The organism is Pseudomonas sp. S2_A02 (genome assembly GCF_054668495.1).
In genome coordinates, this window is sequence record NZ_CP162776.1 from 1584588 (window position 1) to 1598221 (window position 13634).

At 59.8% G+C, this 13634-nt stretch carries 10 protein-coding genes; 5 read left to right on the plus strand and 5 right to left on the minus strand.

The annotated features are described in order from the left end of the window. Nucleotides 1-44 precede the first annotated feature (44 nt). Complete coding sequence (gene lolD / locus AB4O41_RS07200) at nucleotides 45-728, minus strand: lipoprotein-releasing ABC transporter ATP-binding protein LolD (protein ID WP_018928149.1); 684 nt, start codon at nucleotides 726-728, stop codon at nucleotides 45-47. A 7-nt stretch (nucleotides 729-735) separates the two neighbouring features. Then, nucleotides 736-1986, minus strand: coding sequence for a lipoprotein-releasing ABC transporter permease subunit (locus AB4O41_RS07205; RefSeq protein WP_460146886.1), 1251 nt, complete (start codon nucleotides 1984-1986; stop codon nucleotides 736-738). A 94-nt stretch (nucleotides 1987-2080) separates the two neighbouring features. Between AB4O41_RS07205 and AB4O41_RS07210 the strand changes: the two genes are divergently transcribed. After that, nucleotides 2081-2662: a PilZ domain-containing protein gene (locus AB4O41_RS07210; protein WP_123359981.1), complete on the plus strand. Its 582-nt coding sequence runs from the start codon at nucleotides 2081-2083 to the stop codon at nucleotides 2660-2662. 14 nt (nucleotides 2663-2676) lie between these two features. After that, the gene (locus AB4O41_RS07215; RefSeq protein WP_460146889.1) at nucleotides 2677-3399 is read left to right on the plus strand and encodes a glycerophosphodiester phosphodiesterase; all 723 of its coding nucleotides are present in this window, start codon (nucleotides 2677-2679) and stop codon (nucleotides 3397-3399) included. Between the two features lie 42 nt (nucleotides 3400-3441). On the opposite strand, the gene sthA is transcribed toward AB4O41_RS07215, so the two are convergent. Continuing rightward, on the minus strand, nucleotides 3442-4836 hold the full coding sequence (sthA, locus tag AB4O41_RS07220) for a Si-specific NAD(P)(+) transhydrogenase (RefSeq protein ID WP_460146891.1): 1395 nt from the start codon (nucleotides 4834-4836) through the stop codon (nucleotides 3442-3444). A 206-nt stretch (nucleotides 4837-5042) separates the two neighbouring features. Then, nucleotides 5043-6092, minus strand: a complete 1050-nt coding sequence (locus AB4O41_RS07225; protein ID WP_460146893.1) for an FAD:protein FMN transferase — start codon at nucleotides 6090-6092, stop codon at nucleotides 5043-5045. A 201-nt stretch (nucleotides 6093-6293) separates the two neighbouring features. On the opposite strand from AB4O41_RS07225, the gene tcuC reads away from it, so the two are divergent. Further along, the gene (tcuC, locus tag AB4O41_RS07230; RefSeq protein ID WP_460146895.1) at nucleotides 6294-7592 is read left to right on the plus strand and encodes a tricarballylate/proton symporter TcuC; all 1299 of its coding nucleotides are present in this window, start codon (nucleotides 6294-6296) and stop codon (nucleotides 7590-7592) included. Between the two features lie 182 nt (nucleotides 7593-7774). On the opposite strand, the gene AB4O41_RS07235 is transcribed toward tcuC, so the two are convergent. Further along, nucleotides 7775-9238, minus strand: coding sequence for a glyceraldehyde-3-phosphate dehydrogenase (locus AB4O41_RS07235; RefSeq protein ID WP_460146896.1), 1464 nt, complete (start codon nucleotides 9236-9238; stop codon nucleotides 7775-7777). A gap of 354 nt (nucleotides 9239-9592) precedes the next feature. Here AB4O41_RS07235 and mfd point away from each other — a divergent pair, with 354 nt between their 5' ends. Together mfd and AB4O41_RS07245 are read left to right on the plus strand one after the other, a co-directional pair. Continuing rightward, nucleotides 9593-13042, plus strand: coding sequence for a transcription-repair coupling factor (gene mfd, locus AB4O41_RS07240; RefSeq protein ID WP_460146898.1), 3450 nt, complete (start codon nucleotides 9593-9595; stop codon nucleotides 13040-13042). Nucleotides 13043-13052: 10 nt separating this feature from the next. Beyond that, the gene (locus AB4O41_RS07245) at nucleotides 13053-13631 is read left to right on the plus strand and encodes a CsiV family protein (protein WP_460146900.1); all 579 of its coding nucleotides are present in this window, start codon (nucleotides 13053-13055) and stop codon (nucleotides 13629-13631) included. The last annotated feature ends 3 nt before the right edge of the window (nucleotides 13632-13634 follow it).

Sequence of the window (13634 nt, forward strand, 5' to 3'; positions counted from 1 at the left end):
ATAAAAGACCCGACGCACCGTTCGGTGCGCCGGGTTTCGGCCAATCAGATGGGTGTCAGGCAACCTTCCTGCAAATGCAGGACGCGATCCATCTGGCGAGCCAGGTTCATGTCGTGGGTCACCACCAGAAACGCGGTGCGCATCGAGGTGCTGAGTTCCAGCATCAAATCCTGAATGCCTTGAGCAGTATGGGAGTCGAGGTTGCCGGTCGGCTCGTCGAGCATCACCAAGCCTGGTTTGTTCACCAGGGCACGGGCGATGGCCACACGCTGGCGTTCACCACCGGACAATTCCGCCGGCTTGTGCTCCAGACGATGGCCCAGCCCTACCCGCTCCAGCAACGCCGTCGCACGCTGACGCGCTTCCGGGATCGCGGTTTTACCGATCAGCAACGGCATGCAGACGTTTTCCAGCGCGGTGAACTCAGGCAGCAAGTGGTGGAACTGGTAAACGAAACCCAGCGACCGATTGCGCAGCAGGCCACGGGCCTTTTCGTTCAGTGCGGAGAGTTCTTCACCGGCCAGCCAGACGCTGCCCTTGGTCGGCGTATCGAGGCCACCCAGCAGGTTGAGCAAGGTACTTTTGCCCGAACCCGACGTACCAACGATCGCCACGCGCTCACCTGGGTGCAGCTCCAGTTGCAGACCCGCCAGAACCTCTACCGATTCCGGGCCTTCCACGTAGGATTTGCCCAGGTTGCGGCAGCTCAAGATTGCTTTATCACTCATGCCCGACTCACTCATAACGTAGCGCCTCCGCAGGCTGGGTGCGCGCGGCACGCCAGGCTGGATACAGGGTGGCGAGGAAACTCAGAACCAACGCGGCGGCGCAGACCATCAACACGTCCTGGCTCTGCACTTGCGACGGCAGGTAATCGATGAAATACACGTCGGCGTTCAGGAATTTGTGGCCGATCAGCCCTTCAAGGGCCGAAATCGCGGCGCTGACGTTGAGCGCGGCGAAGATCCCGACCACAGCGCCGATCAGCGTACCGACCACGCCAATGACCGTGCCCTGGACCATGAAGATCGCCATGATTGAACCCGGCGTGGCGCCAAGGGTGCGCAGGATCGCGATGTCGCCCTTCTTGTCGTTCACCACCATTACCAGCGTGGAAATGATATTGAACGCCGCAACGGCGACGATCAGCAGCAACAGCAGGCCGATCATGGCTTTTTCCATGCGGATTGCCTGATACAGATTGCCGTGGGTGCGGGTCCAGTCGCGGGCGTAATACTTGTCTTCGCCGAGCTGCTGGGCGATGGTCCACGCGACGCGTGGCGCCTGGAACAAGTCGTCGAACTTCAAGCGCAGCCCCTGGACCTGATCCGGCTTCCAGCGGTGCAGCTTCGCTAGATCCTGCAGGTTTGTGATGCCCAGATACCCGTCGATCTCACCGGCCCCGACATGGAAGATGCCGACCACGGTAAAGCGTTTCATGCGCGGGAACATCCCGGCCGGGGTCACGGTGACTTCCGGCGCGACAAACGTCAGCTTGTCGCCGACCGCCACGCCGAGCTTGGCCGCGGCCTTGTCGCCGATGACGATGCCGAAACTGCCCGGCGCCAGGTCGTCGAGTTTGCCCTGCTGCATGAAGTTATCAATGATCGACACCTGCCGCTCCTGCACAGGGTCGATGGCATTGAGCAGCACTTTGGAGACCTTGCCGTTGTTGGTCAGCAGGCCCTGCATCTGGACGAAGGGCGCAACCGCCGCCACCTGCGGGTTCTGCTTGACCTTGGCGGCCAGGCTTTGCCAGTCGCCGATCGGCTCACCGGACTCGATGGTCGCGTGGGGCACCATGCCCAGCACGCGGGTGCGCATCTCATGATCGAAGCCGTTCATGACCGACAGCACGACGATCATCACGACCACACCAAGGGCGAGTCCGATCATCGAGGTCAGGGAAATGAACGACACAAAATGATTGCGACGCTTTGCACGGGTATAACGCGTGCCAATAAATACGAAGAGAGGTCTGAACATGTCGGGGCTTGTTCGGAGGGAAAAGGAACGTCCTTGTGGCGGGGGTCGATAACCAGCTTTACACTCAGACCACCGCCGCTACCATGGGTTCGCCATGTCGACATTAGATGAAGAAGATCGCCGCGAATACTACCGTATCGAGGACACGATCGCACTGGAAATTCGGCCCCTGTCTGCTCCCGAAGCCGCAGGCCAGGAAGTGTTGCAGGATGCTTCCCCTCTATTCAACCTGCTCAGCGAACTGCACCTGAGCGAATTCGAATCACAACACCTGCTGCGACAGATCAGCGAACGCGACCGGACCATCGCCGCGTTCCTGAAATCCCAGAACAAACGCATCGATCTGCTGAGCCAGGTGGTCGCCTTGACCGTGCTCGGACAGATCGGCGAGCCGCAGCCAGTGATTATCTCCGAAGGGGGCATCGACTTTCAGCATCCGACGCCCATCGCCACCGGCGCGCACCTGTCGGTGAAACTGGTGCTGATGCCGCAAGCCCTTGGCCTGTTGCTGCGGGCCCGTGTCACCCATTGTGACCGCAAGGGCGACGGCTATGACATCGGCACCGAGTTCGAATACCTGTCCGATGCCCAGCGGCAATTGCTGGCCCGTTACATCTTGCAGCGACAGGCACAAGAACGACGCCTGGCCCGCGAACAAAACGAATCAGGCATTTAATTTAAGGAAGAACCGTGACTCTCATCTACGGCCATCGCGGCGCCAAGGGCGAAGCACCGGAAAACACCCTGACCAGCTTTCAGGAATGCCTCAAGCACGGCGTACGCCGTTGCGAACTGGACTTGCACCTGTCCAGGGATGGCGAGTTGATGGTGATCCACGACCCGACCCTCAAACGCACCACCGAGCGTCGCGGCAAAGTAGTCGAACATACCGCCGCGGAACTGGTGACCTACGACGCGCGCAAGGGTGGCCCAGGCTGGATCAAACCCTGCCCGATTCCAACGCTGGAAGAATTGTTCGAGAAGTGCGATTTCGAGCACTGGCAGCTGGAAGTCAAAAGCGCTTCACGCACCCGCGCCGCGACCACCGTGCTGGCGATTCGCGAAATGGCGCAACGTTTCGGTATGCGGGACAAGATTACGATTACGTCGAGTTCACGCGAAGTATTGAAAGCCGCGCTGGATCTGGTGCCGGACGTGTCTCGCGGATTGGTGGCCGAATATGCCTGGCTCGACCCGCTGAAGGTCGCGCAAAACTACGGATGCGAGATGCTGGCGCTGAACTGGACCCTGTGTACGCCGGAACGCCTGCAGAAGGCGCAGCGTCAGGGGCTGCATGTGTCGGTGTGGACAGTCAACGAGCCCGCGCTGATGCGCAGACTCGCCGACTTCGGCGTTGACAGCCTGATTACAGACTTTCCCGGTTTGGCCACTGCCACGCTCGAGAATTGCTGAAATCGGTCTCCCCGGCCGGCTCAGGCCACCGGCCGGAGCCGCTCAAAAAAGCCGGTTGAGGCCATCGTACGCCGCTACTCGATAGGCTTCTGCCATGGTCGGGTAGTTGAACGTCGTGTTGACGAAGTACTTCAGGGTGTTTTGTTCGCCCGGCTGGCTCATGATCGCCTGACCGATGTGCACGATCTCCGACGCCTGATAACCGAAGCAGTGAACGCCCAACACCTCCAGGGTATCGCGATGGAAAAGGATCTTCAGCATGCCTTGCGGCTCGCCGGCAATCTGCGCACGCGCCATGCCCTTGAAGAACGCCTTGCCCACTTCGTACGGCACCTTGGCCTGAGTCAGCTCCTGCTCGTTCTTGCCGATCGAGCTGATCTCCGGAATGGTGTAGATGCCGGTTGGCACGTCGTTGACGAAGCGCCAGCTGCCATTGTCGACAATGCTGCCAGCGGCCGAACGGCCCTGGTCGTGGGCGGCACTGGCCAGGCTAGGCCAACCAATCACGTCACCGGCACCATAAATATTCGGCACGCAGGTGCGGTAGTTTTCGTCGACTTCGATCTGGCCACGGCTGTTGACCTTCACGCCGATATTTTCCAGACCCAGCGCATCGGTGTTGCCGGTACGGCCGTTGCACCAGAGCAAGGCATCGGCCTTGATCTTCTTGCCGGACTTCAGGTGCAGGATCACGCCGTTGTCCACACCTTCGACGCGGTCGTAGTCTTCGTTGTGGCGAACCGTGATGTTGTTGTTGCTGAAGTGGTAACTCAGGGCCTGGGAAATTTCCGAGTCGAGGAAGCTCAGCAACTGACCGCGGTTATCCACCAGCTCGACCAGCACACCCAGACCACTGAAGATCGAGGCGTATTCGCAACCGATCACGCCAGCGCCGTAAACGATGAGTTTGCGCGGGGTATGGCCGAGACTGAGGATGGTGTCGCTATCATAGATACGCGGGTGATGGAAATCGATGTCCGCCGGGCGATAAGGGCGCGAACCGGTGGCGATGATGATGTGCTTGGCCACCAGTTTTTCGACCACGCCGTTGGCGCAGACCACTTCGATGGTTTGCTCGTCAGCGAAGCTGCCGGTGCCAAAGAACACGTCGACGCGGTTACGGGCGTAGTAGCCGGTGCGCGAGGCGACTTGTTTGGAGATGACTTTTTCGGCGCTTTTCAAAACGTCCGGGAACGAGAACCAGCGCGGCTCACCAATCGCCCGGAACATCGGGTTGGTGTTGAACTGCATGATCTGCCGGACCGAGTGACGCAAGGCCTTGGACGGGATGGTGCCCAGGTGGGTGCAGTTGCCGCCGACCTGGCGACGACTATCGACCATCGCCACCTTGCGTCCTGCTTTGGCGGCATTCATTGCCGCGCCTTCTCCCGCCGGGCCGGAACCCAACACCACCACGTCGTAGTTGTAGACAGCCATGCATACTCCTCAGAACAGGCCGCGGCGCCCTCGGCACCTGCGGCTAAATCACGCCGATCTGCGGCGTGAAGGAACAATTTGGGGCCAGTGCAGAACCCGGACACAGTCTATAGAAGCGTCAACGCCGGGCACATTAACCCTTGGTCGCGTCGTAGGCTAGTTTTGCCTGCACTACAACGCCATCAAAAATGCTTTTTAAGCCGTAATCACTTGGTTTCCTCACCCGCCAGGCGCTCAAAAGCCTGATTGGTGCGTGTGACGAAACCTGTATCGGCACGAATCACAAAGAATGCACCAATGTCATGGGTTTCGGCATAGTCCCAACCCCGTTCAGGACCGAGAATCAGCAACAGCGTCGATAGGCCATCGGCCATTAATGCTGAAGGATGAATGACCGTGACTGACGCCAGGGTGTGTAGGACCGGTGCTCCAGTGCGGGCGTCGAAGGTATGGGAATAGCGCTGGCCGTTCTGTTTAAAATATTTACGGTAGTCACCGGAGGTGGATACGCCGTAACCGTCGACGGCGATGATGCGTTTGGCCACTTGTTGGTCATCGCGGGGCTCCTCAAGGGCGACGTGCCAGGCCGAACCATCGGGTTTGTGCCCGACAGCCTTGAGTTCTCCGGTGGCTTCAGCCAGGTAACTGTCGATGCCCAAAGTCTCGAGCCTGCTGGCGATCCGGTCGACCGCATACCCAGCGGCGAGACTGTTGAAATCGACTTCTACCGGGGCGTCTTTACACAACCGATCGCCTTCGATGCGTAAGTGACCATAGCCAACGCGCTGTCGCGCCAAGGCCAGGGCGTCGGCGCTCGGGACTTTTTCTTCTCGGGACTGCGGACCGAATCCCCAGAGATTGAGCAGCGGCTCCACCGTCAAGTCGAAGGAGCCGCCGCTTTGAGATGACAGCTGCTCGCCCACACGGATCAATTCGAGCACCGGGCCAGGCATGACCTGACAGTGGCCGGCCGGCAGTGCGTTGAAGCGTTCGGTGTCCGAGTCGCTGCGATAGGTCGAGAATTGTCGATCCACTTCGGCGAGGATATTTTCTACTTCGGCCTGCACCGCTTTCGGCCCAGGCGTGGAGGAATGTCTTACGTATTGGATGGAATAACGACTGCCCATGGTCGGGCCGTCGAAGCGTTCCAGGCTGTCGCCGTTGCCACAACCGGACAAAACGCCGGCCAGCACCACAAGTCCACTCCACCGTCCAGTTAACAAATCTTCATCTCCCCTCAAAACCGCGCCCGCCATTATGGGCCTCAGAGCGCATGAGAGCGAGGTCTGCCAGCGCCCGTCAGCCAGACGCCAAACCTGTGGGAGCGAGCCTGTGTGGCGAGGGGGCTTGCCCCCGTCCGATTGCGAAGCAATCGTAAATCCGGTCACCGCTATCGCGAGCAGGCTCCCACAGGTGCAGCGTTTTCAAACAAGATTTACCAGCGTGAGTACCTACAAATGCCTTCCAATACGAGCAACGGCAAAGCAATTTTTCGCGTCGTCAGCGGAAACTTCCTGGAGATGTTCGACTTCATGGTCTACGGCTTTTACGCCACGGCCATTGCTAAAACCTTCTTCCCTGCCGACAGTGCTTTCGCTTCCCTGATGCTGTCATTGGCCACTTTCGGGGCCGGCTTCCTGATGCGTCCGCTGGGGGCGATTTTCCTCGGGGCTTACATCGACCGTCACGGCCGTCGCAAAGGCTTGATCATCACATTGGCAATGATGGCCGCCGGCACACTATTGATTGCCTGTGTGCCGGGTTACTCGACGTTGGGTGTCGCGGCGCCGCTGATCGTATTGTTCGGTCGCTTGCTGCAAGGCTTCTCGGCGGGCGTGGAACTGGGCGGTGTGTCGGTGTACCTCGCCGAGATCTCCACACCAGGCCGCAAAGGCTTCTTCGTCAGTTGGCAATCCGCCAGTCAGCAAGCCGCGGTGGTCTTCGCCGGCCTGCTCGGCGTGGGTTTGAACCATTGGCTCAGCCCGCAAGAAATGGGTGAATGGGGCTGGCGCGTGCCGTTCCTGATCGGCTGCATGATCGTGCCGGTGATCTTCGTGATCCGCCGTTCGCTGGAAGAAGCCCCGGAATTCCAGGCGCGCAAGCACCGCCCTACCCTGCAAGAGATTATCCGCTCGATTGGTCAGAACTTCGGCATCGTCCTCGCCGGCATGGCGCTGGTGGTGATGACCACGGTGTCGTTCTACCTGATTACCGCCTACACCCCGACCTTCGGCAAAGCCGAACTGCATCTGTCGGATCTGGATACGTTACTGGTGACGGTGTGCATTGGTCTGTCGAATTTCTTCTGGCTGCCGGTGATGGGTTCTGTGTCTGACAGAATCGGGCGCAAACCCCTGCTGTTGGCGGCGACGATTCTGGCGATCCTCACGGCTTATCCAGCGCTGTCATGGCTGGTTGCGAACCCGAGCTTCAGCCATCTGCTGATCGTCGAGTTGTGGCTGTCGTTCCTGTATGGCTCGTACAACGGCGCCATGGTCGTAGCCCTGACCGAGATCATGCCGGTGGAAGTTCGCACGACCGGTTTCTCCCTTGCCTACAGCCTGGCGACCGCGACCTTTGGTGGCTTCACACCGGCGGCCTGTACGTATCTGATCCATGTGCTGGACAACAAGGCGGCACCGGGGATCTGGCTCAGTGGCGCAGCGGTATTGGGGTTGATTGCGACGCTGGTGCTGTTCCGGGGCAATCGTCATGAGTTGCGGACTGCGCAAGCGGCAGTAGTCGGCGGCGCCTGATCCATCGCCTTCGCGAGCAAGCCCGCTCCCACATTTGATCGAGTTGTCCCGGCGGACGCGGTCAAATGTGTGCGGGCTTGCTCGCGAAGAGGCCAACACCGACAACACACCTGCAACTGACCAAACTGCACAAACAAAAACGCCCCGACCAAAGTCGGGGCGCTTTCATGTGCGGCTAAGGCTTAGCGCGGGAACGCTGGCGGGTTTACACCGGCCATGTCTTCCATCACGCGAACCACCTGGCAGCTGTAACCGAACTCGTTGTCGTACCAGACGTACAGAACAACGCGGTTATCCTGAACGATGGTCGCTTCAGCATCCACAACGCCTGCGTGGCGCGAGCCAACGAAGTCGGTGGAAACCACTTCCTGCGAATTGACGTAGTCGATTTGCTTGTGCAGATCGGAGTGCAGCGCCATGTAGCGCAGGTACTCGTTCATCTCTTCACGAGTGGCGGCTTTCTCAAGGTTCAGGTTGAGAATGGCCATCGACACGTTCGGCGTCGGAACACGGATCGCGTTACCGGTCAGCTTGCCGGCCAGCTCAGGCAGGGCCTTGGCAGCAGCGGTGGCAGCACCAGTCTCGGTGATAACCATGTTCAGCGCGGCGCTACGGCCACGGCGATCACCCTTGTGGAAGTTGTCGATCAGGTTCTGGTCGTTGGTGTACGAGTGAACGGTTTCGACGTGACCGTTGATGATGCCGAACTTGTCATTCACAGCTTTCAGCACCGGCACGATGGCGTTGGTGGTGCAGGAAGCGGCGGACACGATCTTGTCATCAGCAGTGATTTCACCGTGGTTGATACCGTGAACGATGTTCTTCAGCTTGCCTTTGCCAGGCGCGGTCAGAACAACGCGGTCGATACCCGGGCAAGCCAGGTGCTGGCCCAAGCCATCGGCGTCACGCCATACACCGGTGTTGTCCACCAGCAGCGCATTTTTGATGCCGTACTGGGTGTAGTCCACTTCAGTCGGGTTCTTCGCGTAGATAACCTGGATCAGGTTGCCGTTGGCGGTGATGGTGTTGTTGGCTTCATCAATGGTGATGGTGCCATTGAACGAACCGTGCACCGAGTCGCGACGCAGCAGGCTGGCACGTTTGACCAGATCGTTCTCGGCGCCCTTGCGGACAACGATGGCGCGCAGACGCAGGCCGTCGCCACCACCGGTTTTCTCGATCAGGATGCGCGCCAGCAGACGACCGATACGACCGAAGCCGTACAGGACAACGTCGGTGCCGGTACGACCGGAACCATTCTGCTTGCCGACCACATCGGCCAGTTCGTCACGAACGAACGCTTCGGCGGTACGGCCATTACCCTCGGCTTTGAATTTGACAGCCAGCTTGCCCAGGTCTACCGAAGCAGCGCCGAGCTTGAGCTCGCTCATTGCCTTGAGCAGCGGGAATGTTTCGTGGACGGACAATTCACTGTCATCGGACTGGCGATGGCGAGCAAAGCGGTGAGCTTTGAGAATCGCGATGACAGACTGGTTGATCAGACTGCGGCCATAGATCGAGCTCACCACGTTGTTATTGCGGTAGAGCTGACCGATAAGCGGAATCATCGCTTCTGCGAGTGCTTCACGGTCGATCCATTCACCAAGACACTGGTCGGGCTTCTGAGTCACGGTAACCTTCCACATGTAGGGGCAGAAAAAAGGGGCTACATTATGCCGCCGAGTGCCTCCCGTAGCAATGCGCGCCTGTCGCACAGACGGTAACAAAATCCTGTTCAAAAAAATTACGCCCCGCTCCAGCCCAGTAAAACCGGGGCTTTCAGCACAGTCAATTTTTCGACGATAACGATGCCGTGTCCGTAACCCTCCGTAACACTGAGCGGTTTTGGCACTACATTTTCAGTATCAAACCGCCAGTTTTTGTCATTACCACTACATTTCACCCAACCTGTGCATATAGACACAGTCTGCAACTGACAGCCGGCACCTGAGGCCGTTACAATTGTCGACTTTGTCGCAACGCTTGGAGCTCAACCTTCCGTGCCCGTTCTGCGTCTACCGCTTCTCCCTGCCGCGGCAGGTAAACAGCACTGGGGCAACCTGCCCGGTGCCGCCCTGAGCCTGGCCATTGCCGAGGCCGCCAGCGCTGCCAAGCGCTTTACCCTGCTACTGACCGCCGACAGCCAGAGTGCCGAACGGCTGGAACAGGAGCTGAGTTTCTTCGCCCCGGATTTGCCTGTCCTGCATTTCCCCGACTGGGAAACCCTGCCCTACGACCTGTTCTCGCCACACCAGGACATCATCTCTCAGCGCATCGCCAGCCTGTATCGGTTGCCGGAGCTGGAGCATGGCGTGCTGGTCGTGCCGATCACCACGGCCCTGCACCGCCTGGCGCCGACCAAATTCCTGCTCGGCAGCAGCCTGGTGCTGGATGTCGGCCAGAAGCTTGATGTCGAGCAAATGCGCAGCCGGCTTGAGGCCAGCGGCTATCGTTACGTCGATACAGTTTATGAGCACGGCGAATTCACCGTGCGCGGCTCGTTGATCGATCTGTTCCCGATGGGCAGCAAACTGCCCTTCCGCATCGATCTGTTCGACGACGAAATCGAAACCCTGCGTACCTTCGATCCGGAAAACCAACGCTCCATCGACAAGGTGGACACCGTTCGCCTGCTGCCGGCGCGGGAGTTCCCGCTGCAAAAGGACGCGGTCACCCGTTTCAAGTCGCGCTTTCGCGAGCGTTTCGATGTCGACTTCCGTCGCTGCCCGATCTTTCAGGATTTGAGCAGCGGGATTACACCGGCGGGTATCGAGTACTACTTGCCGCTGTTCTTCGACGAAACCTCCACGCTGTTCGATTACCTGCCCCAGGACACACAAGTGTTCTCTTTACCGGGCATCGAACAGGCGGCAGAGAATTTCTGGAACGACGTGCGCAATCGTTACGAAGAGCGCCGTGTCGATCCATCCCGTCCTTTATTGCCACCGGCCGAGCTGTTCTTGCCCGTGGAAGATTGCTTTGCCCGCCTCAAGAGCTGGCCCCGTGTGGTTGCCAGTCAACAGGACGTGGAAACCGGTGTCGGCCGCGAGCGCTTCCCGGCTCAGCCGCTGCCGAACCTGGCCATCGAAGCCAAGGCCACTCAGCCGTTGGCGGCGCTGGCCGGCTTCCTCGACGAGTTCCCCGGCCGCGTGCTGTTTACCGCCGAATCAGCGGGCCGCCGTGAAGTGCTGCTGGAATTGCTGGAGCGCCTGAAGCTGCGACCGAAAACCGTCGACAGCTGGCCAGACTTTATTGCGAGCAAGGAGCGCTTGGCGATCACCATCGCGCCGCTCGACGAAGGTCTGTTGCTGGACGATCCAGCGCTGGCCCTGGTCGCTGAGAGCCCGCTGTTCGGTCAACGCGTGATGCAGCGCCGCCGCCGCGAGAAACGCGCTGACGCCAACAACGATGCAGTGATCAAAAACCTCACCGAGCTGCGCGAAGGCGCGCCGGTTGTGCATATCGATCATGGCGTCGGCCGCTATCTGGGGCTGACGATCCTGGAAATCGACAATCAAGCCGCCGAATTCCTGACCCTTGAATATGCCGAGAACGCCAAGCTGTACGTCCCGGTCGCCAACCTGCACCTGATCGCCCGTTACACCGGCAGCGACGATGCCCTGGCGCCGCTGCACCGCCTCGGCTCCGAGACCTGGCAGAAAGCCAAACGCAAAGCCGCCGAACAGGTGCGCGACGTGGCCGCCGAGTTGCTCGACATCTATGCCCGTCGCGCCGCTCGCGAGGGTTATGCCTTCGCCGACCCGAAAGCCGATTACGCGACCTTCAGCGCCGGTTTCCCGTTCGAAGAAACCCCGGACCAACAGACCACCATCGAAGCGGTGCGCGCCGACATGCTCGCGCCGAAACCGATGGATCGTCTGGTCTGCGGCGACGTCGGTTTCGGCAAGACCGAAGTGGCGATGCGCGCGGCGTTCATCGCAGTGCATGGCGGTCGTCAGGTGGCTATTCTGGTGCCGACCACCCTGCTCGCCCAGCAACACTACAACAGCTTTCGCGACCGCTTCGCCGACTGGCCGGTAAGCGTGGAAGTGATGAGCCGCTTCAAGTCGACCAAGGAAGTGAACGCTGCGGTCGCGGACCTGGCTGAAGGCAAGATCGATATCGTCATCGGCACACACAAGCTGCTGCAAGACGACGTAAAGATCAAAAACCTCGGACTGGTGATCATCGACGAAGAGCACCGTTTCGGTGTCCGTCAGAAAGAACAGCTCAAGGCGCTGCGCAGTGAAGTCGACATCCTGACGCTGACCGCTACGCCGATTCCGCGCACGCTGAACATGGCGGTGTCGGGCATGCGTGACCTGTCGATCATCGCCACGCCACCGGCCCGTCGCCTGTCGGTCCGGACCTTCGTCATGGAGCAGAACAAGAGCACGGTCAAAGAAGCCCTGCTGCGTGAGTTGCTGCGTGGCGGTCAGGTCTACTACCTGCACAACGACGTGAAGACCATCGAGAAATGCGCCGCCGACCTCGCCGAACTGGTGCCGGAAGCGCGGATCGGCATCGGCCATGGGCAGATGCGTGAACGCGATCTCGAACAAGTGATGAGCGACTTCTACCACAAGCGCTTCAACGTGCTGATCGCCTCGACCATCATCGAGACCGGCATCGACGTGCCGAGCGCCAACACCATCATCATCGAGCGCGCCGACAAGTTCGGCTTGGCGCAGTTGCACCAATTGCGTGGCCGCGTCGGTCGCAGCCACCACCAGGCATATGCTTACCTGCTGACACCGCCGCGCCAGCAAATCACTCCCGACGCAGAAAAGCGCCTGGAAGCGATCGCCAATACCCAGGACCTCGGCGCGGGCTTCGTACTCGCCACCAACGACCTGGAAATCCGTGGTGCCGGCGAACTGCTGGGCGACGGTCAGAGCGGGCAGATCCAGGCCGTCGGTTTCACCCTGTACATGGAAATGCTCGAGCGCGCGGTGAAGTCGATCCGCAAGGGCGAACAGCCGAACCTCGATCAACCGCTGGGCGGTGGTCCCGAAGTCAATCTGCGTGTGCCGGCATTGATTCCGGAAGACTATCTGCCGGATGTCCACGCTCGCTTGATCCTGTACAAGCGCATCGCGTCCGCCACCGACGAAGAAGGCCTCAAGGACCTGCAAGTGGAGATGATCGACCGTTTCGGTCTGCTGCCGGAGCCGACCAAGAACCTGGTGCGGATCACGGCGCTGAAATTGCAGGCCGAACAGCTGGGCATCAAGAAAGTCGACGGCGGCCCGCAAGGCGGTCGCATCGAATTCGCGACCCAGACCCCGGTCGACCCGCTGACGCTGATCAAACTGATCCAGAGCCAGCCCAAACGCTACAAATTCGAAGGCGCCACAATGTTCAAATTCCAGGTACCAATGGAGCGCCCGGAAGAACGCTTTAATACTGTAGAAGCGCTATTCGAGCGCCTCATTCCGACCACTGCTTGAAGGACGCCGCATGCGCCTGTTTCGCTCACTGACCTTGTTGTTGACGTTGTTGATGTCACTGCTCGCCCCCACGGCGTTTGCCGATGATCTGTATCAGGTTGAAATGATTCTGGTACGACAAAACGCCGTGCCCGCCATCGTCAGCCGCGCCGCGCCGGAAGACTGGGATGCCGGCGCTCAACGCATCAGCCCCGACAGCTTTCGCACGCCAAGCCTTAATCCCGAAGTGGAAAAGCTCACCGGCAGCAACGAATACACCGTGTTGTTGCACAAGGCCTGGCAACAAAAGCTCGGCGAAGAAGCCAGCAAAGTCGCGATCAGCGAAGGCACCGAACAGTTCGGGCAGTTCCCTATCGAGGGCACGCTGAGCCTGAAATTGGGGCGCTTCACCGACGTCGATGCAGACTTCTGGGTCAACAAGATTGATGCCAACGGCCTGGTCACCGCCAGCGAACGCCTGAAACAGGAAAGCCACACCAAGAACGGTCAGCTGAACTTCCTCGACAACGGCCACCTGGGCCTGCTGATCAAGATCACTTCGCTGACCGCCCCTGCGCCTCGGCCAGTCCCTGATGTAATTCCGGACTGATTG